The sequence below is a fragment of the Agromyces sp. SYSU T00194 genome (genome assembly GCF_040496035.1).
Taxonomy (GTDB): Bacteria; Actinomycetota; Actinomycetes; order Actinomycetales; family Microbacteriaceae; genus Agromyces; species Agromyces chitinivorans.
The window spans coordinates 1,943,216-1,963,887 of the sequence record NZ_JBEPJZ010000001.1; the positions used below are offsets into that span (position 1 = coordinate 1,943,216).

General features: G+C 69.0%; 18 protein-coding genes. 6 read left to right on the forward strand and 12 right to left on the reverse strand.

What is annotated here, in order from left to right; all coding sequences use genetic code 11:
• Positions 1 to 34: 34 nt before the first annotated feature.
• From ABZK10_RS08950 to ABZK10_RS08965, 4 genes are all read right to left on the reverse strand, one after another.
• A complete protein-coding gene (locus tag ABZK10_RS08950; protein ID WP_353808841.1) occupies positions 35 to 964 on the reverse strand; it encodes a BsuBI/PstI family type II restriction endonuclease in 930 nt (309 codons plus the stop codon).
• On the reverse strand, positions 961 to 2,391 hold the full coding sequence (locus ABZK10_RS08955; RefSeq protein WP_353808842.1) for an Eco57I restriction-modification methylase domain-containing protein: 1,431 nt from the start codon (positions 2,389 to 2,391) through the stop codon (positions 961 to 963). The genes ABZK10_RS08950 and ABZK10_RS08955 overlap by 4 nt, the downstream gene beginning before the upstream one ends.
• Positions 2,392 to 2,509: 118 nt before the next feature.
• Positions 2,510 to 3,079: a PadR family transcriptional regulator gene (locus tag ABZK10_RS08960; RefSeq protein WP_353808843.1), complete on the reverse strand. Its 570-nt coding sequence runs from the start codon at positions 3,077 to 3,079 to the stop codon at positions 2,510 to 2,512.
• A gap of 174 nt (positions 3,080 to 3,253) precedes the next feature.
• Complete coding sequence (locus ABZK10_RS08965; RefSeq protein WP_353808844.1) at positions 3,254 to 4,999, reverse strand: AAA family ATPase; 1,746 nt, start codon at positions 4,997 to 4,999, stop codon at positions 3,254 to 3,256.
• Between the two features lie 438 nt (positions 5,000 to 5,437).
• Here ABZK10_RS08965 and ABZK10_RS08970 point away from each other — a divergent pair, with 438 nt between their 5' ends.
• Both ABZK10_RS08970 and ABZK10_RS08975 read left to right on the forward strand, forming a co-directional pair.
• Positions 5,438 to 6,136, forward strand: coding sequence for a DUF4145 domain-containing protein (locus ABZK10_RS08970; protein WP_353808845.1), 699 nt, complete (start codon positions 5,438 to 5,440; stop codon positions 6,134 to 6,136).
• Between the two features lie 216 nt (positions 6,137 to 6,352).
• Positions 6,353 to 8,920 carry an ATP-dependent Clp protease ATP-binding subunit gene (locus ABZK10_RS08975; protein WP_353808846.1) on the forward strand — a complete coding sequence of 856 codons (2,568 nt, stop codon included), beginning with the start codon at positions 6,353 to 6,355 and terminating at the stop codon, positions 8,918 to 8,920.
• 361 nt (positions 8,921 to 9,281) lie between these two features.
• Here the strand turns inward: ABZK10_RS08975 and ABZK10_RS08980 are convergent, their stop codons facing one another.
• Genes ABZK10_RS08980 through mgrA form a run of 3 tightly spaced genes read right to left on the reverse strand, consistent with a single transcriptional unit; the run spans position 9,282 to position 11,312 of the window.
• A complete protein-coding gene (locus ABZK10_RS08980) occupies positions 9,282 to 9,665 on the reverse strand; it encodes a hypothetical protein (protein WP_353808847.1) in 384 nt (127 codons plus the stop codon).
• Positions 9,666 to 9,699: 34 nt separating this feature from the next.
• Positions 9,700 to 10,227 carry a flavin reductase family protein gene (locus ABZK10_RS08985; RefSeq protein ID WP_353808848.1) on the reverse strand — a complete coding sequence of 176 codons (528 nt, stop codon included), beginning with the start codon at positions 10,225 to 10,227 and terminating at the stop codon, positions 9,700 to 9,702.
• Positions 10,228 to 10,265: 38 nt separating this feature from the next.
• Positions 10,266 to 11,312, reverse strand: coding sequence for an L-glyceraldehyde 3-phosphate reductase (mgrA, locus tag ABZK10_RS08990; RefSeq protein ID WP_353808849.1), 1,047 nt, complete (start codon positions 11,310 to 11,312; stop codon positions 10,266 to 10,268).
• A gap of 107 nt (positions 11,313 to 11,419) precedes the next feature.
• Between mgrA and ABZK10_RS08995 the strand changes: the two genes are divergently transcribed.
• Positions 11,420 to 12,292: an LLM class flavin-dependent oxidoreductase gene (locus ABZK10_RS08995; protein ID WP_353808851.1), complete on the forward strand. Its 873-nt coding sequence runs from the start codon at positions 11,420 to 11,422 to the stop codon at positions 12,290 to 12,292.
• A 228-nt stretch (positions 12,293 to 12,520) separates the two neighbouring features.
• Here the strand turns inward: ABZK10_RS08995 and ABZK10_RS09000 are convergent, their stop codons facing one another.
• The 4 genes from ABZK10_RS09000 to ABZK10_RS09015 all read right to left on the reverse strand — a co-directional run bounded on the left by ABZK10_RS09000 (position 12,521) and on the right by ABZK10_RS09015 (position 15,536).
• Complete coding sequence (locus ABZK10_RS09000) at positions 12,521 to 12,676, reverse strand: DUF8730 family Cys-rich protein (protein WP_353808852.1); 156 nt, start codon at positions 12,674 to 12,676, stop codon at positions 12,521 to 12,523.
• Between the two features lie 180 nt (positions 12,677 to 12,856).
• The gene (locus ABZK10_RS09005; protein WP_353808853.1) at positions 12,857 to 14,512 is read right to left on the reverse strand and encodes an FAD-dependent oxidoreductase; all 1,656 of its coding nucleotides are present in this window, start codon (positions 14,510 to 14,512) and stop codon (positions 12,857 to 12,859) included.
• A gap of 199 nt (positions 14,513 to 14,711) precedes the next feature.
• Positions 14,712 to 15,320, reverse strand: coding sequence for a dihydrofolate reductase family protein (locus tag ABZK10_RS09010; protein WP_353808854.1), 609 nt, complete (start codon positions 15,318 to 15,320; stop codon positions 14,712 to 14,714).
• Between the two features lie 75 nt (positions 15,321 to 15,395).
• Complete coding sequence (locus ABZK10_RS09015) at positions 15,396 to 15,536, reverse strand: hypothetical protein (RefSeq protein ID WP_353808855.1); 141 nt, start codon at positions 15,534 to 15,536, stop codon at positions 15,396 to 15,398.
• 114 nt (positions 15,537 to 15,650) lie between these two features.
• Between ABZK10_RS09015 and ABZK10_RS09020 the strand changes: the two genes are divergently transcribed.
• A complete protein-coding gene (locus tag ABZK10_RS09020; protein ID WP_353808856.1) occupies positions 15,651 to 15,887 on the forward strand; it encodes a FitA-like ribbon-helix-helix domain-containing protein in 237 nt (78 codons plus the stop codon).
• Positions 15,884 to 16,273, forward strand: a complete 390-nt coding sequence (locus tag ABZK10_RS09025; protein ID WP_353808857.1) for a type II toxin-antitoxin system VapC family toxin — start codon at positions 15,884 to 15,886, stop codon at positions 16,271 to 16,273. Before ABZK10_RS09020 ends, ABZK10_RS09025 begins: the two co-directional genes overlap by 4 nt.
• Before the next feature lie 28 nt (positions 16,274 to 16,301).
• Here ABZK10_RS09025 and ABZK10_RS09030 read toward each other — a convergent pair whose 3' ends face one another.
• Positions 16,302 to 16,697 carry a YybH family protein gene (locus tag ABZK10_RS09030; RefSeq protein WP_353808858.1) on the reverse strand — a complete coding sequence of 132 codons (396 nt, stop codon included), beginning with the start codon at positions 16,695 to 16,697 and terminating at the stop codon, positions 16,302 to 16,304.
• A gap of 170 nt (positions 16,698 to 16,867) precedes the next feature.
• Between ABZK10_RS09030 and ABZK10_RS09035 the strand changes: the two genes are divergently transcribed.
• A complete protein-coding gene (locus ABZK10_RS09035) occupies positions 16,868 to 20,515 on the forward strand; it encodes a glycoside hydrolase (RefSeq protein WP_353808859.1) in 3,648 nt (1,215 codons plus the stop codon).
• Positions 20,516 to 20,672: the final 157 nt, after the last annotated feature.

A 20,672-nucleotide genomic window follows, 5' to 3' on the forward strand; every position in this document is an offset into this window, starting at 1 on the left:
ACGCGACAGACCCAGCCGGCCCGCGCGACAGGTCCTAGATGTACGGTCCGAGGAACTTGTCGCCGTTGAGATGGATCATGTGCGTCGGGTCGCTTGCGCACCAGGCCTCGGTCTCCCAGGCGAGGTCAGCGAGAAACTTCCGCATCGTTGCACGATCTGGAAAACAACTTACGTAGATGAGCCCTGCTTTGCTTCCGGCGAACAGCCTAGTGAGTTCACCATGGCGCTTCGCGTCGACGGGGCCGTGCGATGACGCAGCCTCCATGAGGAAGAGCCAGTTGGTGGTCGGCTGGTAGACGACTAGGTCGGGGAGCTTGCCGTGAGTGTCCACGGTGACCCCGAGCGAACTGAGGAGGGCTTCATCAAAGTGAAGGAGCTTCGAGTCCGCATCACCGATGTAGATCACCTCTCCACCGGGGATGAAGTAGCCGCAGAAGTCATCGATCATTGCCTTGATAAGTACGTTCTGGCCACCGGCCTTCAGCGTGAGTGCGATGCCTCCAGGAAGCGTGACCGGAATGCGAGTCAAGTCGCGCGCTGCTGCATACTTCGCTGCAAGCCCAGGTGCCTTGGCGAGGTATCCCGCGATCTCCGAGTCGAAGGCTTGGGTGCCGTACTGGCGAATGATCGCGAGGACGTCTTCGGTAAGGCGGTAGTTGGTTCGCTGGTCGTTCGGTGGTCGTGACGGATCATCGTCGTTGTAGAAGCAAAACCCGGCATCAACGAACTGATGCATTACCTGGCGGCGGACCTGCTCCCTGTCGGGCTTTGCGAACCCCAGCTCCGTCTCGATCCAGTTGTAGATGGTGGAGATTCGGCAGCGCTCGTTTGACGCTTCAGCCCAGGGCGTCGACTTCTTCATGCGCGCAAGCGCCAGCAGAGTCTTTCCCGCTAGATCGTTCGTCTGCTTCTCGTCGAATCCGAATGCTGTGAGGATGGCGCGGGCCTCGGTCAACCTCCTCATGCTGCGATCATCTCTCGAGTCACGATTCGCTCGACAGCTGTATCGATGTCTTCGGAGGAAGCCGCTAGTGCGCGAAGTTGCATGAGGGTTGGGAAACGCATCTGGCGCAGGTCCCCAGCGTTGACCTGGGTATGACCGGAGAACACCCTGAAGTAGCGATCGACCTGCGACGAGTTCAGCCACTTCGAGAGACCAAGTGCAACCAGTGGGTCGATTCCGTGCTTGCTGTCGTGGAAGTAGTTCAGTTTGTTGTCGAACGCTGGGGCGTCTTCGTGGCTCCACAGGGCGGCCACAACCCGTCGTTTCTCCTCCTTCGCGGAGAACCGCTTCACGAGTACGTATTCACCCGGGGGAACGAGCAACTTGGCGGCAGTCAACGGGTCAGCGGTGAACCACTGAGGCTTCTTCGCGCCAAGCTGCGGATGAACGACCTCGGTGCCTCGGAAGTTCGCGGAGTAGACCATTGGGGCGCTCTCAGGCGTCCGTTTGGGGGACAGGAAGTCTCGTGATCGGAAGTCCACAACCCGTCCGGTCGATACGGAAAGACCGATCTCGGCGAGCGTGCAGGAAGCACGCTCCATCCAAGTCACCGCGTCAGAGTCACTTTGGGTCGCGGGAACGTGAATGAAGTCGTCCGTGACTACATCGCTGTATGTGACGCGGCGCTGACTCGCCTCCTCACGGTGATCGTGTGAGGTGTGCACCACGACCTCGTCGGGGTGAGAGCCGACTGTAGCGGTGACGATGATCGCTTCCTGGAGGACGCCCGTGTCGCCGAACACCTTGCTTCGAGACTCAAACGTGTGAATGGCGTCGATTCCGGCGCGGCGCACAAAGTCGTGACGGAAGGCTCCGTAGTACGTGCCGTTCATCCATGAGCGCGGGGTGATTGATACTTGCTGCCCGCCACTATCGAGAAGACGAAGGCCGAGCGCGAGGAACGCGGCGTAGATGTTTGGTACGTCGACTCCGACGCTACGGAGCACAGTGTGGGTCGTCGAGCCGGACTGCAGCTTGCGGTACGGGGGATTCTGGATCACGAGGTCGAAGCGGTCACTGGTCGAGAGCGCCCACGCGACAAAGTCGTCGTCGATCAGTTGAGTGATTGCGCCAGCCTCTTCGCAGTTGCCAAGTGTCTCCGCGAGAGGGGTGCGTAGGCTGGCGTCCATTTCGACCGCTGTCACTACGACCGTTACGTCGGGCGCCTCCCGCCGGACACGATCGACTATCGCGGCGGTGAGGATGCCTGATCCCGCGCCAGGGTCTAGGACGCGTAGCGTTCCACCCTTTGGGATACGCGGCATCGCGGCAAGGATCTGTGCGGCGAGAGCGGGCGTGAAGAACTGTCCCATCGTGGCCTGGTCGACCTGGTCGAGAGCTGCGAGCGAAACGCGTCGACGACTCTCGGCGCGTTCTAGAAGGTCCATGCTTTGAGGCTACTGGCGAGTACCCACACTGGGTTCATCGGAACCCGCATGTTCGACCGCCACCGCCAAATCGGCTGTGCGTGGTCGAACTGGATCGCGCCCCAACAACCGCCCCAACTCAAGCCTCCGCAAGGATCCCGTACAACTTCCGCCGCGCCTCCTCGAGCACCTCGACGGCCTGGTCGACCTGCTCGGGCGTGCCCGTGCGCCCGACCTGCGCCGCCGCCTGCGCCAGCTCGATGCCGGCCTTCGGCAGCTTGCTGCCGGCGCCGAAGTCGCGCCCGCTCGATGTCTTCCACGGCGGGGTGCGGTCAGCGGATGCCTCCGCCTCGACCTTCCCCGCCTCGGTGAGCGAGTACGTCTTGCGCCCGCCCGACTCCTCGGCGCTGATGAGGCCCTCGTCGGCGAGCAGCTGCAGCGTGGGGTACACGGATCCGGCGCTCGGCTTCCAGGTGCCGCCGCTGCGCTCGGCGATCTCGCTGATGATCTGGTACCCGTGCATCGGCTGCTCGGCGAGCAGCGCGAGCACCGCCGTGCGCACGTCGCCCTTGCCCATGCGCGGGCCGACCTTCTGCTCTAACATGCCGCGAAGCTGCTCCATGGCCTCCCAGAGATTCGGGCCTTGGCCTCCTCGACCCCATTTACCCGATGCTCCGGGGAACCCTTCGCCCGTGAATGAACCGCTCATGATCGACCTCCCGTTGTGCGGGGCCCTGATGGGTCTCGACGATATGTCAACGATATATCGCTCGGGGGATCCGGGCCGAATCAGGATCACCAGCTGTCCCCACGATCTCGTTTTGCAGTCCGGCGTGACGTGCGCTGAAGTGGATCCCGCGGCATCGCGAGTTGGGAAGCGCGGCTATGCTCGCAAGGTGGCCGAAGCGAGAAAAAGCATGCTGGCAAGACCGCGCAGATGATCCTTGCTTGAATCTCTGAGCGCCGTAGTCGCGGCTAACGCGGCATCGGAGACGACCTCTTTCGCCTGATCCCTCAACTCGTCACCAATTATCGGCACTCCCACGGCCAGAGCAGCGTCCGCGAGGTTCCTCGACCACTTCCTGCTTCGATTCGAGAAGTGCTTCTCTGTGAACACCCGCCCAAAGTGTTCTCCAAGCGCACCGAGGTAGACACCTGGTTCGATCAAGTCCTCTAGCTCGCTCTGAGTCTTTCTGCCGCCCAACATGAAGATGTTTCTGTCAGGGAGCAGAGTAGCCTCTCTGATGCGTTTCGCTTCCTCGCGACCTTCAGCATCATCGTCGAGGACCACCAATATTCGACAAACTGTGGACTTCTCACGCTGGATCTGAGCTCGCATTCTGCCAGCGCCCTTGGTTGAACGGAAGACCACTCGTCCGGTGGATACCGAGTGCTCGACGCGTGGCTCGACCTCGGCTAGGAGCTTTGGAATAGATCTTTCGTCAGAAATACCCTCAACTAGAACGACAGTGTCCGCAGAAGCAAGGTTGTCGTGGAGTTGCACACCGAGTGCTTCGCGAATCTGAGCGACGGACTTGGCAGGTCGTGCGGCGTTAGATACGACCAGAACATTGGACTCGACTCGTTCCCGATTGACGAATATCGGGTTGTGAGTCGCCAAGATGACTTGCTGGCTTTGGGACAACTCTTCGAAGAGCGTTTGTAGTTCGTGGACGGATGAGGGATGCAGGTGTGCTTCGGGTTCGTCAACAGCAAGAATGAAGTTCTGACTCTCTGACTTCTCTTGGGCGAACTCTTGGATTAGCGCCATCGTGACGAGGCTCTTGATTCCATCTCCCTTGCTCTCAATTGACGTGCTGGTCCCATCGTTTATCACGAGTTCTTCGACTGTGTTCGTTCGTTGGACGTCCGTCGTATGGATATCGATCGAACTGATCGAGGGAAGGTAGCGTCGAACTGACTCGGTGAGGTCGTCGCCTACCTTGCTCACCGCCTGATGTCTAAGGTCGTTGAGTTGATCGGTAAGGGCCTGGTATTCGTCGGACGCGAGGAATGCTTGCATTCGCATGCGGGCTAGATCGTTCACCAGTGCGAGCGCCTGATCACCGGTGCGGATCGCTGGAACGGATACGAAGGTTAGGCGAGATGTAATGAACTGCGCGATGTCTTTCGCCTTTGCACGGTGTGTAGCCGCACCGCGGCCGGGCTTGACCACGCCGAAGCTAGCAGAGAGTCGACCAAGCGCGAGTTCAATAGGCAGATCACCGTTGCTTGCGATCCCCGTGAACTGAGCAAACTCTCCAATCTCAGAGTCAGTGAGCCGAAACTTCAGGCGGATCGTCGTCGGCCTCGCACCCTTTGTCTCTTGCTTATCTAGCGGGAAGTCCTCGCTCCAGCGGTACCCGGCGGTGGACGCGGCAAAGCGACCGGAACGTCGTGGTCGAAGCAAGTTGATTGCGGCCGGACCTGTGACCTCTCCCCCCTTCACGTAGTTGTCGGGGACGCTGGGCCAGCGCTGGATCAGATCCATACCGAGAGCGACGGCACGAAGCAGGTTGGACTTTCCTTCATTGTTCGGGCCGACGAGGGTTGTTAAGTCGTCGATAGAGAACCGTGTCTGCGCCGTGATTGAGCGATAGTTCTGTACGGATACTTCGGTGAGTCTCAAGCGGGCTCCAATCCTCGAGACAAGACCCTATCGATGCCGCACTCGGATCTGACTGACCACATCGGTGCGGCGTTGGTCCTCACGCGAGGTGAGTACGCGACCGGAAAGCGCTCGGGTACTCGAGCGGCACTAGGCGGGATGCTGAACGGTCGACTAACGTGCCGGCGCCGTAGCCTGGTGACATGAGTCAAGTTCCTTCCACGTTAGGAGTGTCCGAAGCAGTGTTGACGCCAGGCACGTCGGTCCTTTTGGGCTCCAGGATTCAGCTTCCCGGAGCACCTAGAGATAATTCGAGCGGACTCGTCGTGTCGGACCGCGCTCATCAAGAGGTGTGGTTTGGATCAGAGTAGGTATGACGCTCTGCGGAGGTTCGCCGTTGGCCTCGAAGACGGAGAGGAGTGGCCACGTCCAATTTGCCCAACATGTGCGGACGGCTACGTGGCGTTCGGCGAGCCGGCGCTGAGCGAGAATGCTGAATCGCAGAGTTGGCATTCCCACGCCGCATGGGAGCCCATCTGGGTTTTTGGGAACTTCCGGGCGACCGGCCAGTGTGAGAAGCCGAGTTGTCGGCAGGCGATCACTGTTACAGGCGTGTACTCAGTAGATGACGCTTCGGGACGCACTCGTGAGGAGGGTTTTGAGGAGACTGGGTACGTTGACGAGTACTCCGTCTACTACGCGGTCGAGTACTTCAGCCCCCCGCTCACGCTTGTATTGCTTCCCGAGGGCACGCCTCAGGAGGTTTGCCAAGCCGTCGAGCGCGCAGCGAGACTCTTGTACCTCGACCCGGGGCTCGCCGCCACCGCTCTCCGGTCGTCGGTTGAGGGATATCTAACGAGCCAAGGGGTTCCACGAACGAGCAAGAGCGGCGGGTTCCTCTCGCTCGACAAGAGGCTCCAGGATTGGAGGAACGCAACCAGCCACGAGCGAGAAGCCGACCTCCTGCTTGCGGTCAAATGGATCGGCAACTCCGGCACCCACGAAGCGGGCGAGTTGACGGCGCGTGACGTGCTTGACGGCGTCCGATTCATCGATGAAGCCTTCCACTCCCTCTACATCGCTCCCGATGTAGATGCGAATGCGCAGGCTGTAAGCGCGCGTCGAGGTCGCTCGACAACTCAAGTCACCACGTCTTGATGACTCGGCCGATCCGCCCGGGGTCTCATGTCACACCTGCTCTATGGACGGACGGGCTGATTGTGACGCTTGCGAAGAGTGGTTGGCGAGTTGCCCCAAGCAGTCGGAAGCCGTGGGTCTCGTGGAACGTGAGGCGCAAGGGCGATGGGAATAGCCCGGCACACCCTGCGTTGAACTTGAGTACACCACACTCAAGTTTGCACAGGAGGACCCCAGGTGCCCAACGACTTCAACCCCGAGACCGGCGGCAACTCGTTCGATGAGTTCCTCGCCCGGTACCTCGCGGGCGAGCAGGCGCGGCAGGCCAGGTCGATCGACCTCAGCCGCTTCCTGACCGCGCGCACGCAGGGCATTCTGCAGCGCGCCGGACGCTTCGCGCTCGAGCGCGGGCAGACCGAACTCGACGCGCTGCACGTGCTGCGCGTCATCGTCGACGACGAGACCGTCGCGCAGGCGATCACGCGCATCGGCGTCGAGCCCGCCACCATCGTCAGCGCCACCGAGGCGCGGCTGCCCGCGGCATCCGACACCGCCGACGTCGACGCGGCCAACATCACGCAGTCCGCGCAGCGGGCGCTGTTCCACGCCTACCAGGTGGCGCGCTCCAGCGGATCGACCTACATCGAGCCCGAACACCTTTTCTTCGCGCTCGTCATCAACACGGATGCCCCGGCGGGCCAGGTGCTCGCGCGCGCCGGCGTGACGGCCGAGGCGCTCACCCAGGGCGTGCGCGAGACGGTCGCACCCGACGGCGCGCCGACCGAGGAGGGCGCGAGCTCAGGAGCATCCGACACCCCTACCCTCGACAAGTTCGGCACCGACCTCACGGCACTCGCCGTCGACGGCGAGCTCGACCCCGTCATCGGGCGGGCGAACGAGATCGAGCAGACCGTCGAGATCCTCAGCCGCCGCACGAAGAACAACCCCGTGCTGATCGGCGAGGCGGGCGTCGGCAAGACCGCGATCGTCGAGGGGCTCGCCCAGGCGATCGTCGCGGGCGACGTGCCCGAGCAGCTGCTCGGCAAGCGCGTCGTCGCCGTCGACCTGCCCGCGATGGTCGCCGGCACGCGCTACCGCGGCGACTTCGAGGAGCGGCTCACGAAGCTCATGGAGGAGATCGCGTCGCAGAAGGGCGAACTCATCGTCTTCATCGACGAGGTGCACACCGTCGTCGGCGCCGGCGGCCCCGGTGACGGCAGCGGCATGGATGCGGGCAACATCCTGAAGCCCCGCCTCGCGCGCGGCGACCTGCACCTCATCGGCGCCACCACGCTGAGCGAGTACCGCACCATCGAGAAGGACCACGCGCTCGAGCGCCGGTTCCAGCCGGTGCGCGTCGGCGAGCCGTCTGTGGAGGACGCCGTCTTGATCCTCCAGGGGCTGAAGCCCGCGTACGAGGAGCACCACGGCGTCGAGTACACGGATGCCGCGCTGCGCGCAGCCGTCGAACTCGGCCACCGCTACCTCACCGATCGTGTGCTGCCCGACAAGGCCATCGACCTCATCGACCAGGCCGGCGCGCGGCTGCGGCTGCGCCTCGGCGCGAAGGTCGACGTGTCGGCGCTGGTGTCGCGGCTCGCCGAGCTCGAGGCCGACAAGAACCACGCCGTCTCCGCCGAGGACTACGAGGCGGCGTCGCGCATCCGCGACGAGATCGGCCGCGTGCAGGGTCAGCTCGACGAGGTGACGTCGGGCGAGGCATCCGCTCGCCGTGCCTCCGGCGAAGCCGTGATCGACGAGCCCGAGATCGCGGCCGTCGTGTCGCGCGCCACGGGCATCCCGATCAGCCGCCTCACCGAGGGGGAGCGCGAGCGCCTCGCGAACCTCGAGGCCGAACTGCACGCCCGTGTGATCGGGCAGGACGACGCGGTCGCCGCAGTGGCCCGCTCGGTGCGCCGCAACCGCACCGGCATGGGCGACGCGGGCCGGCCCGTCGGATCTTTCCTGTTCCTCGGCCCCACCGGCGTCGGCAAGACCGAGCTGGCGCGCGCCCTCGCGGCGTCGCTGTTCGACGACGAGGGCGCCATCGTGCGCTTCGACATGTCGGAGTTCGGCGAGCGCCACACCGTGTCGCGCCTCGTGGGCGCCCCTCCCGGATACGTCGGCTACGACGAGGCCGGCCAGCTCACCGAGCGCGTGCGCCGCAACCCTTACTCGATCGTGCTGTTCGACGAGATCGAGAAGGCGCACCCCGACGTGTTCAACCTGCTGCTGCAGGTGCTCGACGACGGCCGCCTCACCGACGGTCAGGGCCGGGTCGTGGACTTCCGCAACACCGTGGTCATCATGACCTCGAACCTCGGATCGGAGTTCCTCGCATCGCGCTCGGGCGCGCTGGGCTTCGTGGCGTCGACGGATGCCTCTGGGTTCGCGTCGTCTTCTGATGTGCGGGCGCGCGTGATGTCGAAGCTGCGCGAGGCCATGCGCCCCGAGTTCCTGAACCGCATCGATGAGATCGTGCTGTTCCAGAAGCTCTCGCAAGCCGAGATCGAGTCGATCGTCTCTCTGATGCTCGGGGCCACGCGGGCGCGGCTTGCGGCGCGCGGTGTGGAGTTCTCGGTGACGGATGCTGCGGTGTCGTGGCTCGCTGCGCACGGGTACGAGCCGGAATACGGCGCCCGTCCGCTGCGCCGCCTCATCCAGCGCGAGGTCGACGACCGCATCGCCGACCTGTTCGTCGCGGGCTCGGTGTCGGATGGCGCGGGCGCCGTGCACGTCGACGCCGGCGACGGCGCGCTCGTGGTGGCGCCGGCGCCGGCCGCGCCGCTCGCCGCGGCGGCGTAGCGCCCGCCCCGGGCCGGCGTCACGCTTCGCGCGGCGCCGCCCCGCGGCATCCGCTCGCCATGCCACCACCGAGTACGCCCGGCCGCCCACCCGGCGCCCGGCCGCCCGGCCGCTCGGCCATCTGCCCATCCGCCCACCCGGCGCCCGGCCACCCGGCGCCCGGCCGCCCGGCCACCCGGCGGCCGCTGGTGCGCGAACTGTGGCGGGAACCGGCCCGGACCACAGTCTGCGCACCAGCGCGAGCGCGCCCCAGATGCTGCTGGTGCGCGAACTGTGGGCAACGGTGGGGTTCGCCACGGGTTGCGCACCAGCGGCACGACGAAGGACGGCGGCGCCCCGGGGCGTCCGCTCGCCGTGGCCCTCAGCTGGGGAGCGCCCCGAGCGCGCCGGTGATCGCGACCAGGACGCCCACGAACACCACGGCGCCGACCACGACGAGCGCGCCGAGCACGATGCCGGACACGGCACGACCGCGGCCGCCGGGGCGTCGAGCCCCGAGGATGCCGGTCACGACGGCGACCACCGCGAGCGCCGCCGCGATGACCGCCGTGACGATCGGCCCGAGTATCGCCCAGCTGAGCTTCGACCACGCGTCGCCGGGCAACCAGTCGACCGCCACCGGGATCAGCAGGGTGAGCCCCGCCGCGATGACGGCGAGCACGCCCGCGGTGAGCGACGCGTTCGAACTCGTCGACGCTGCGGCGCGCGATTCGGCAGGCGTCGTGGCGGTCTCGTGCGCGCTCATGCCGACATCATGGACCGCTCGGAGCGATCGCGGGTCAGGAACCGCCCCGATTCCCGTGCAGTTCCGCGTCGTCGAGCTGGAGCCCGCGGAAGGCCGAGCCATCGAACACCAGTGGCCGGGACTCGGGGTCGGCGCCGAGGCCGTGCACGCGCAGGAGCGCAAGCGTGTGGTCGCCCGCGGGCAGCTCGTCGTGCAGCGCGCACTCGAACCAGACCGGAGCGCCGACGATGAACCGCGCCGACGAACCCGTGTGCCGCAGCGGCACGCCGGTGAAGCGCTCGGCGCGGTCGCGGCCGCCGATGCGGCGCGCGAAGTCGCCCTGGTCCTGCGCGAGCACCGAGACGCCGATGCGATCCACCCCGCGCAGCACGGGCCACGTCGAGGAGGTGCGCTGCACGGCGCACGACACCAGTGGCGGGTCGATCGAGACGCCGACGGTGAAAGCGGATGCCACGAGCCCGTGCGTCACGCCCTCGAGCTCCGCGATCATGGCGACCACGCCCGACGGGAAGTACCAGAACGTCCGGCGGAGCTCCGCCGGATCGTCCTCGTAGACCGGCAACTCCGCGGGGGAGACCGCCGACGCCGAGTCGATCCCGTTCAGGCGCCGATCGCGCTCGAGGCCGCCCAGAGGTTGATGCCCAGGTCGACCGCGTGCTCGTCGATCGCGGCGAGCTCCGACTCGGTGAGGGGCGGCGCCTCGAGCGCGGCGAGGTTGGTGCGCAGCTGCTCGACGCTCGATGCGCCGATCAGCGCCGACGTCACCCGCCGGTCGCGGAGCACCCAGCTCAGCGCGAGCTGCGCGAGGCTCTGGCCGCGGTCGGCGGCGATGTCGCGCAGGGCGCGCAGGCGGGCGCGCGTGGCGTCGTCGATCGGCGTGGACGACATCGAGCCGGGCGCCGACGCGCGCGAGCCCTCGGGCACGCCCTCGAGGTAGCGCTCGGTGAGGAGGCCCTGGGCGAGCGGCGAGAAGGCGATGCATCCGACGCCCAGTTCGTCGAGGGTGTCGAGCAGGCCGCCCTCGACCCAGCGGTTCACCATCGAGTACGACGGCTGGTGGATGAGCAGCGGCGTGCCGAGCTCGCCGAGGATGCGCGCGGCCTCGCGGGTGCGCTCGGGGGAGTACGACGAGATGCCCGCGTAGAGGGCCCGGCCCGACTGCACCGCGGTGTGGAGGGCGCCCATCGTCTCCTCGAGCGGCGTGTCGGGGTCGGCGCGGTGCGAGTAGAAGATGTCGACGTAGTCGACGCCCATGCGCGCCAGCGACTGGTCGAGCGAGGCGAGCAGGTACTTGCGCGAGCCGTGGTCGCCGTAGGGGCCGGGCCACATGTCGTAGCCCGCCTTCGACGAGATGACGAGCTCGTCGCGGTAGTGGCGGAGGTCGGTGGCGAGGATGCGCCCGAAGTTCTCCTCGGCGGAGCCGTACGGCGGGCCGTAGTTGTTCGCGAGGTCGAAGTGCGTGACGCCGCTGTCGAACGCCGTGCGCACGATGTCGCGCTGCAGCTCGAACGGGCGCGTGTTGCCGAAGTTCTGCCACAGGCCGAGCGAGATCTCGGGCAGCATCAGGCCGCTGCGTCCGGTGCGGCGGAAGGGCGCGCCGTCGTAGCGGGCCTCGTCGGCGACGTAGGGGGTGGGGAAGGCGGCCATCGTCGGTCTCCTCGGTCGGTGGGTGGCGAACTCACGATACGACCCTGGGGCGAGCGACCGCGCTCCGGCCACGGTGTGGCGTGGGCGGCAGGTGGCAGGCTGGGCCCATGCGACGCATCGGAGCGATCTTCCAGCCCGCCTTCCCGCCCGAACGCATGCGGTCCGCCGTCGAGGCGGCCGACCGCAGCGGGGTGCACGAGCTCTGGGTGTTCGAGGACTGCTTCCGCGAGGCCGCGTTCTCGCAGGCAGCCGCGGCGCTCGCGTGGAGCGAGCGCCTCCGCGTGGGCATCGGTATTGCGCCGATGCCGCTGCGGAACGCGGCGTTGACCGCGATGGAGATCGCGACGGTGGAGCGGATGTTCCCGGGTCGCCTGATCCCCGGGCTCGGGCACGGCGTGCTGTCGTGGATGGGCCAGACGGGCAGCCGCGTCGCCTCGCCGCTCACGCTCATGCGCGAGTACGTGCCGGCCGTGCGGGCCCTGCTCGCCGGCGACGAGCTCACGACGAGCGGGCGCTACGTGTCGCTCGACGGCGTGCGGCTCGACTGGCCGCCCGCCGCCGCGCCCGCCGTGTACGCGGCCGGCCAGGGCCCGAAGACGCTGCGGCTGACGGGCGAGGTCGCCGACGGCACCGTGCTCACCGAGGGGACGACCCCCACGATGCTGCGCGACGCGATCTCGCTGGTGGAGGCCGGCCGCGAGGCATCCGGTCGCAGTGGCCGCAACGACATCGTCGTCTACGTGCTCGCTGCGTTCGGCGGCGACGACGCCCGGGCGCGCATGGCGGGCGACGCCGAGCGCTGGGGGTTCGCCGACGACCCGGCGAAGTTCGTGGCCGGCGACGTCGACGAGGTCGCCGCGGCCGCCGAGTTGCTCTTCGAGGCGGGCGCCGACAGCGTCGTGCTCGAGCCGACGCGCGACGAACCCGACCTCGAGGCGTTCATGGAGCGTGCCGGCCGTGTGGCGGCCGCGCTCGGCTGAGCCTGGCGCGCCGCTGCCGGTGCGCAACCGGTGGTCTCGACGGCAGATCGCCACGGTTCGCGCACCAGCGCTGGCCGCGCGGGCTGGCGTGGCCAGGCTGGTGGCGACCTCGAGTACGCAAAGTGCGGCTATCCGCCTCGGATAACCGCACTTCGCGTACTCTCGCGGGCGCGGGTTGCGCGGCCGCGAGCGGGGCGCGCGAGCGCCGGGGCGCGGGCGACGCCCGCGTCAGCGCGAGAAGAGGCGCGAGAAGAAGTTCGGCTCGGCCTCGTGGCCCTCGCAACGCTGGTTGCGGGGGACGCCGCGCATGACCTGGTCGACGTGCTGGCCGCATCCGGCCCAGGTCGTCTTGCCGCACTTCCGGCAGGTGACTGCACTGCACATGGGTGGTTCTCCGTTTCGTCGGTGACCGGGTGGTCGGGGTCCGGGGGGTCCGGGTTCGGGGTGATGGAGGGGTTCGATGGGCGGCGGGCGGATGCCGCGGGCCGGCGTCGGCCGGAGGCATCCGCTTCGCCTGCATCGAGCGGATGCCGCGGGGCAAGGGGTCCCCGCGGCATCCGGGTCTCAGGCGACGAGCTCGCGCTCGCGGACGATCTCGGTGGTGCCGGCGCGCCAGGTGAGGTAGCCGCCGTCGAGGTTCACGGCCTCGCGCCCGAGCTGGGCGAGCAGGCGCACGGCGGTGTGGCCGCGCTGGCCGACCTTGCAGTGCACGATGAGCCGGCCCTCGGGGAGCTGGTCGCGGCGGGCGCGGATCTCGTCGATGGGGAACAGCAGCGCACCGGGGATGGCGCCCGCGGCGTGCTCGCCACGGCTGCGCACGTCGATGAGGGTCGCACCGGCGTCGAGCTCGGCCTCGAGCTCGTGCCACTGCACCGACGGGGTCAGGCCCTCGAGCGAGTTGCGGTCGACGTAGCCGAGCATGTTCACCGGGTCCTTCGCCGACGAGTACTGCGGCGCGTACGCCAGCTCGAGGTCGGCGAGGTCGGCCGCGGTGAGGTTGCCGGCCATCGCGGTCGCGATGACGTCGATGCGCTTGTCGACGCCGTCGCCCCCCACGGCCTGCGCGCCGAGGATCTCGTCGGTCGTCGCATCCACGATCAGCTTCAGGGCCATCGCCTCGGCGCCCGGGTAGTAGCCCGTGTGCGAGGCGGGGTGGGTGTGGATCACGCGGATGTCGCGGCCGACGCGCTGCAGCAGCTTCTCGTTCCAGCCGGTCGCGGCGATGGTGAGGCCCATCACGCCGACGACGGCGGTGCCGAGCGCGTCGCGCACGCGCACGTCGCGGCCCGCGATCGCGTCGGCGGCGAGGCGGCCGTGGCGGTTCGCGAGGCCCGCGAGGGCGATGAGTCGCTGGTCGCCCGAGATCGCATCGGTCTTCTCCACGGCGTCGCCGATCGCCCAGATCGACGGGTCGCTGGTGCGCAGCAGCTCGTCGACGCGGATGCCTCCCCGCTCGCCGATCTCGAGGCCCGCCGCGGCGGCGAGCGACGTGTCGGGGCGCACCCCGATCGAGCCGAGCACGAAGTCGGCGGGCACCGTGGTGCCGTCGGAGAGCGTGGCCGTGTCGGGACCGAGTTCGGTCACCTGCGTGCCGAGGCGCACGTCGACGCCCGCCTCGACGAGGCGCTCGGCGACGGGGCCGGCCATCTCGCGGTCGAGCGGCGGCAGCACCTGGTCGGCGAGCTCGACGAGGGTCACCTCGAGGCCGCGGTGCAGGAGGTTCTCGACCATCTCGAGGCCGATGAAGCCGGCGCCGATGACGAGCGCGGTGCGAGGCGCGACGGCCAGCTCGGCCATCGCCGCGTCGACGTCGTCGATGTCGCGGAGCGTGAGCATGCGCTCGCCGCCCGGCATCGGCGGGCGCACCGGCGTCGCGCCGGGGGAGAGGACGAGCGCGTTGTACGGCTCGTCGTGCTCGGTGCCCGAGGCGAGGTCGCGCACGCGCACCGTCTTCGCCTCGCGGTCGATCGAGACGGCCTCGGTGCGCACGCGCACGTCGAGGTCGAAGCGGTGGCGGAGCGAGTCGGGGGTCTGCAGCAGCAGGTCGCCGCGCTCCTCGATGACGCCGCCCAGGTAGTAGGGGAGGCCGCAGTTGGCGAACGACACGTGGCCGCCGCGTTCGAGCACCGTGATCTCGGCGTGCTCGTCGAGCCGGCGCAGGCGAGTGGCGGCGGACATGCCGCCGGCGACACCGCCGATGATGATGTAGCGCTTGGTCATGACACCATCGTACGGATACCCCGGGGGTATTGTCAAAATAGGGCGTGGGTATCGACTGAGGGGCGTCCGGCGAACGCCGCCGAGCGGCTGGTGCGCAGCCGGTGGCGACTGCTGGCGGATGCCACGGACGGCGCACCCGCGGGCGGCGCGCGATGCGGCGCGAACGCGTGCCCAGCGCGGCCGGCGCGCGATGCGGCGGCTACGCGGCGCTCATGTCGCCGGTGACGACGTCGCCCGCGGGCGCGTAGACGAGCGAGACCGCGCCGCTCGCGAAGGTGCGCGCCGGCTGCACGAGCTCGTAGGTCGTCGGCACGGCGTCGTCGAACAGCCGCTTGCCCGAACCGAGCACGACGGGGAAGACCCAGAGCTTCAGCTCGTCGACCAGGCCCGCGGCGAGCAGCGCCCGCACGAGTGCGCCGCTGCCGATGACGTGGGTGCGGTCGAAGCGCTCGCGCAGGGCTCCGGCCTGCTCGGCGGCATCCGCCAGCACCTCGGTGCCGGCCCAGCCGGGCGCGGTCAGCGTGCGTGACGCGACGAACTTCGGCACCTGGTTGAACTTCGCCGCGATGGGATTCGCGTCGCCGAACGCCGGCCAGTACGCGGCGAAGATGTCGTAGGTGCGCCGCCCGAGCAGCAGCGCGTCGAGGCGCTCGATGTCGGCGAGGATCTCGGCGCCCGACTCCGCCTCGGCGAACGGCGCCTGCCAGCCGCCGAACGCGAATCCGCCCGACGGGTCCTCGTCCCTCGCCCCGGGCCCCTGGTAGACGCCGTCGAGCGTCAGGAACACGTTCGCCGCGATGATGCCCATGCGCCGCCCCCTCGTGGTCTGCCTGCTGACGCGATGCTACGCCGGGGCGCCGACGCGCGGTACGTCAGCGATGGCTCAGGCGGGCAGCGCCACCGGCAGGTCGCGGAAGGCGCGGTCGTCGATGCCGAGGCCGCGGTACACCTTCGGGCTGCTCGACCGCGCCGAGATGGCCCGGCAGACGCAGCAGCTCGTCGACGACCGGTCCTCCACAGGCACGCGCGCGCTCATGCGCCCGGTGGGCGCAACGCCGATCGTGCGGGTGTCGACCGAGGTCTGCCACGCTGCTGCCGATGATGGTGCAGACCGAAGAGATGCATGCATACTGAAAGCATGCCGAACGTGCTGATCCGCGACCTCGCGCCCGAGGTGCACGCCGCGCTGGTGGCGCGGGCCGAACGCCGGGGGCAGTCGCTGCAGCAGTACCTGTCGTCCGAGCTGGCGAAGCTCGCCGCGCGCCCGACGGCAGCCGAGCTGTTCAGCGAGATCGAGGCTCGGGGCGACGGAGTCGACGTCGGTCTCGATGAGCTCGTCGAGGCGATCCGGGCCGGGCGCGAGCGGCGCGCATGATCGTGGTCGACGCATCGGTCGTCGTCGAGGCGCTCGTCGGTGCTGCGCGAGCGGATGCCACGCGTGCGCGCCTCGCCGCCGACGAACTCTGGGCGCCCGACCTCCTCGACGTGGAGGTCGCGTCCGCCCTGCGCGGGCTCCGGCTCGCGGGCCGGATCAGCGACGCCCGGCTGGACCGTGCGGTCGATGACCTGGCGCGGCTGCGAGTGGAGCGGCATCCGTCGGCCCCACTCGTCCGCGCGGCCCTCGGGCATCGGGACAACCTCACGACGTACGACGCGATGTACGTCGCCCTCGCCGAGGTGCTCGGGTGCGCGCTCTTCACGGGGGACCGGCGCCTTGCCGCCGCATCCGGCATCGACTGCGAGGTCGAACTGCTCGCCTGACCGCGGCGGGCTGCGCGCTCGCGGCGCCTCAGCCGATCGGGTCGGCGTGCCGGTGCACCACCCGCCAGGTGCCGTCCTCCCGGCGGTAGACCTGGGTCGCGCGCACCGTCATGGTGCGCGGCTTCCCGTCGACGTCGCACGAGATGCGCTCGTAGCCGGCCGTGAACGCCATGTCGCCGACGACATCCGACGAGATGAGGTCGAGGTCGTACGACGTGCAGTTCGAGAAGGTCATGGTCAGCTCCTCGAACGCGCCGACGAGCTCCGCGCGGCCGACGCCGTTGCGCCACGCTCCGAGCACGCTGACCGGTTCGTTCGAGGACCAGATCGCCCGGCGGGGGCCGTCGTCGCCGTTGAACAACGCCCGCTCCGCTGCGACCAGATCGTGGTGCACCCACGAGAGGAATTCCTGATGATCGCTCATGCCCTCAGCATCCTCCGGTGCGCAGGCGGGCACAACCGGGCGCGCGGGTGTCTCGAGCGACACCCCTTCCGAATGTTGACGTCAACATGTAGAGTCGCGATCGTACCGTGTTGACGTCAACACGGAGCATCCACACCTTCCAACGACGAAAGGGGACGGCGTCGATGTCGATGTCGTACGGAAGACGGCGGGCCGCTGCGATCGCAGCGAGCGCCGCCATCGCAGCAGGGGCGCTCACCGTCGCCCCCGCCATCGAAGCCGAGCCGGCCCATGCCGCCGACGGCCTCACGATCACACCCAACCCGTGGTACGCGGGCGAGTCGTTCGAGGGCTGGGGCACCAGCCTCGTCTGGTTCGCCAACGCCACGGGCGACTACCCGGAGGAGCTCCGCGAGGACCTGTACCAGGCCGTGTTCGGCGAGGACGGCCTCGACCTGAACATCGCCCGGTACAACATCGGCGGCGGCAACGCCTCCGACGTGGTCGACTACCTGCGCCCGGGCGGCGCGGTCGACGGCTGGTGGGCACCCGACCCCGACGGCGGAGCCGGCGTGTACGACGGCGCCGCGACCACCTACGGCGAGCGCGACCAGGTGCTCGCCGCGTACGACGCAGACGACCCCGCGCAGTACGACTGGAGCGCCGACGCGACCCAGCGCTGGTGGATCGAGCGCCTCACGGCCGACGACCAGATCAGCCACTGGGAGACGTTCGCGAACTCGGCCCCCTACTTCATGACCGAGAGCGGCTACGTGTCGGGTGGCTTCAACTCGAGCGCCGAACAGCTGAAGCCCGCCGCGATCGACGACTTCGCGACCTACCTCGTGAACGTCACCGCGCACCTCGAGCAGGAGTACGGCATCGACGTCGACACGATCGATCCGCTCAACGAGCCGAACACGAACTACTGGGGCACGACGATCTCGGGCGGCGTGCCCGTCGGCGGCCGCCAGGAGGGCATGCACGTCGGCCCGGCCAGGCAGGCGCAGCTGATCGACGCGCTCGCCGCGGCGCTCGCCGACCCCGACGCGGGCACCGACGTCGGCATCGCAGCCATGGACGAGACGAACCCCGGCACCTTCGCCACGAACTGGGCCGCGTATCCGGGGGCCACCCGCGACAGCCTCGACCGCATGAACGTGCACACCTACGGCACGTCTGGCCGGCTCGTCGTGCGCGACCTGGCCAAGCAGGCCGACACCGACCTCTGGATGAGCGAGATCGAGGGAAGCTGGGTCAACGGCTACGACCCGCTCAACATGGAGAACGGCCTCGGCATCGCCGGCCGCATCATGGACGACCTGCGAGAGTTGGAGCCGAACGCCTGGGTGCTCTGGCAGCCGGTGGAGGACCTCTACAACATGCAGCCGCAGGGCGAGAACCTCAACTGGGGCTCCGTGTTCATCGACCTCGACTGCCAGCCGTACGACGAGGGTGGCACCACCGTCTGGAAGTCCGCGCGGCGCGTCGCCGACGCGGGCGGCGACTCCACCGCGGCGCCGGAGTGCGGCGTCGAGGTGAACTCGAAGTTCAACACCATCCGCAACTTCACCAAGTTCATCCACGAGGGCGACCGCATCATCCCGACCGACGACACCACCAGCACCGCCGCGATCGACGCGGACGGCACCGGCGCGACCATCGTGCACCGCAACACGGCCTCCGGCGCCCAGCAGGTCACGATCGACCTGTCGGGCTTCGGCGACATCGCCGACGGCGCATCCGTGACGCCCTTCGTGACGACCGCCGCCGATTCGGCCGACGACCCGACCGGCAACGCCCTCGTGGAGCAGTCCGCCGTCGCGATCGACCGAGAGGCCCGCACCGCGACGGTCACCGTGCCCGGCAGGTCGGTCACGAGCCTCGTCGTCGACGGCGTCTCGGGGGTGTCGACGGATGCCCCGGGCCTGCGCGACGGCCACGACGTGCAGCTCGTCGGCGCCCAGAGCGGCAAGGCGCTCACCGCGTCCGACGGCTCGGCTGCGACGACCATCACCACCCTCGCGAGCGACGCGGATGCCGCGGCCGCCCAGTCGTGGACCGTCCACGAGGTCGACCCGGGCGAGCGCTCGGCGACCAGACGCGTGGTGCTCGAGACATCCGATGGCCGCGTGCTGGGCGCGACGAGCGCCGGCACCGACCTGCGGGACATCAGTGCGGCGGATGCCTCCGGCTCGGCCGAGACCCGCTGGATCGTGAACACGACCGACGGGCAAGCGTTCTCGCTCGTGAACGAGGCGCTCGCGCAGGCGCTCGACGTCGGCGGCCAGTCGACGGCCGAGAACGCCACGGTCGGGGTCTACGGATCGAACGGCGGAGCGAACCAGGCCTGGCAGCCGCGCGACCTCGCGCTCGTCGACGGCATGACCGTCGCGGCGCGCACGCTCGTCGGCGTCGAGCCCGACCTGCCCGCCACCGTGCTGCCCGCCTACGCGTGGGGAACGGGCGCGGCCGTGCCGGTCGAGTGGACGCTGCCGGACGAGTCGGCGTGGGCCGAGCGCGGCCGCGTCGAGGTGCCGGGCACCGCGACCGACCTGTTCGGGCAGGCGTTCGAGGTGACCGCACTCGTCGACGTCGGTGGGCTGACCGCCAGCGATCCGCGGTCGATCACGGTCGCCGTCGGCGCGAGCGTCGACAGCGTACGCGCGGCGGCGCCCACCACCGTGCCCGCTCGGGTCGGCGCATCGGAGAACGCCTTCGACGTGCCGGTCGAGTGGGACTGGTCGGGCGTCGAGGCATCCGATCTCGTGCAGGTCGGCCAGGTGTCCGTGCCCGGCACGGCGACCGCCGACGGCGACGAGCTCGACGCCCTGCTCACGGTGCTCGTCACCGAGGGCACGCTGCGCAACTTCGCGCCCGACGCGGGCGTGACCGCCTCGGCGAGCTACGCCGAGCCGGGGTACCCGGTCGACCGCACGCGCAACGGCGTGCTGGGAGACAAGGGCTGGTCGAACTGGCGCTCGGGAACGAAGGAGGCGACGAGCACCCTCACCTACGAGTTCGCCGCGCGCGACGTCGAACAGGTGTCGGTGCAGTTCTATCGGGACGGCACGACGAGCTGGGCGCAGACCATGCGGTTCGAGCTGCGCGGCCCCGACGGCACCTGGAACCCGGTGCCCGGGTGGGAGACCGCGCAGCCGGTCGAGTCGCCCGCGAGCGGTGCCCCGACCGTGGTCGCCGAGTTCCCGGCGACGGCCGCCACCGGCATCCGCGTCGTGATGGACGCGTACCCGGCGACGCACCTCATCGTCTCCGAGGTGCAGCTGTACGAATCGGTGGCGTCGCCCGCAGCCGTGAGCACGCTCGCGGCACTGCGCCTCGACGGGGTCGACCTCGACGGGTTCGCGCCCGACGTCACCGAGTACGCGGTGTCGCTCACCGGCGGCCGGCTGCCGGTCGTGCAAGCGGTGCCGGTCGATGAGGACGCGACGGTGAAGGTCGAGCAGGCGGATGCCTCGAACGGCTGGACCGCGCGGATCCGCGTGACGTCCGCCGACGGGTCGAGCACGACCGTCACCGAGGTCGCGATCTCGCGCACCGCGGTGATCGACGGCCTCGCTCTCGCCGAGCGCCCGCGCGTGGGCGACCCGGTCGAGGTGTCGGCGACGCTCGACCCCGCCGAGGGCGAGGTCGCGTACCGCTGGCTGCGCAACGGCGAGCCGATCGACGGTGCGACCGGGCCGAGCTACACGCCGGTCACCAACGACGCGGGCAAGCTGCTCGCCGTCGAGGTCACGCTCTCGGCGCCTGGAGTCGACGCGACCACGGCGACGAGCGACGCGGAGCGCATCGTCGCGGCACTGTCGCGACAGCCCTAGTCGCGAAGCGCGCAGGACCGGGCGGTCGTCGCAGTCGCGGCGGCCGCCCCTCCGCGTCACCCGCGGTCTGCCCGCGCCGTCCCGCGGTCTCCGGCCGAGACCCGTCGAAAGGGTGCGTTCTGAGCCCCGGAAGCGCAGGTTCTCGACGGGTCTCGGA

Coding starts and splice junctions, on each gene's coding strand:
- ABZK10_RS08950 (WP_353808841.1), bottom strand. CDS start 964: ATGAGGAGGTTGACCGAGGCCCGCGCCATCCTCACAGCATTCGGATTC.
- ABZK10_RS08955 (WP_353808842.1), bottom strand. CDS start 2,391: ATGGACCTTCTAGAACGCGCCGAGAGTCGTCGACGCGTTTCGCTCGCA.
- ABZK10_RS08960 (WP_353808843.1), bottom strand. CDS start 3,079: ATGAGCGGTTCATTCACGGGCGAAGGGTTCCCCGGAGCATCGGGTAAA.
- ABZK10_RS08980 (WP_353808847.1), bottom strand. CDS start 9,665: ATGAGCGCGCACGAGACCGCCACGACGCCTGCCGAATCGCGCGCCGCA.
- mgrA (WP_353808849.1), bottom strand. CDS start 11,312: ATGGCCGCCTTCCCCACCCCCTACGTCGCCGACGAGGCCCGCTACGAC.
- ABZK10_RS08995 (WP_353808851.1), top strand. CDS start 11,420: ATGCGACGCATCGGAGCGATCTTCCAGCCCGCCTTCCCGCCCGAACGC.
- ABZK10_RS09000 (WP_353808852.1), bottom strand. CDS start 12,676: ATGTGCAGTGCAGTCACCTGCCGGAAGTGCGGCAAGACGACCTGGGCC.
- ABZK10_RS09005 (WP_353808853.1), bottom strand. CDS start 14,512: ATGACCAAGCGCTACATCATCATCGGCGGTGTCGCCGGCGGCATGTCC.
- ABZK10_RS09010 (WP_353808854.1), bottom strand. CDS start 15,320: ATGGGCATCATCGCGGCGAACGTGTTCCTGACGCTCGACGGCGTCTAC.
- ABZK10_RS09020 (WP_353808856.1), top strand. CDS start 15,651: ATGCCGAACGTGCTGATCCGCGACCTCGCGCCCGAGGTGCACGCCGCG.
- ABZK10_RS09025 (WP_353808857.1), top strand. CDS start 15,884: ATGATCGTGGTCGACGCATCGGTCGTCGTCGAGGCGCTCGTCGGTGCT.
- ABZK10_RS09030 (WP_353808858.1), bottom strand. CDS start 16,697: ATGAGCGATCATCAGGAATTCCTCTCGTGGGTGCACCACGATCTGGTC.
- ABZK10_RS09035 (WP_353808859.1), top strand. CDS start 16,868: ATGTCGTACGGAAGACGGCGGGCCGCTGCGATCGCAGCGAGCGCCGCC.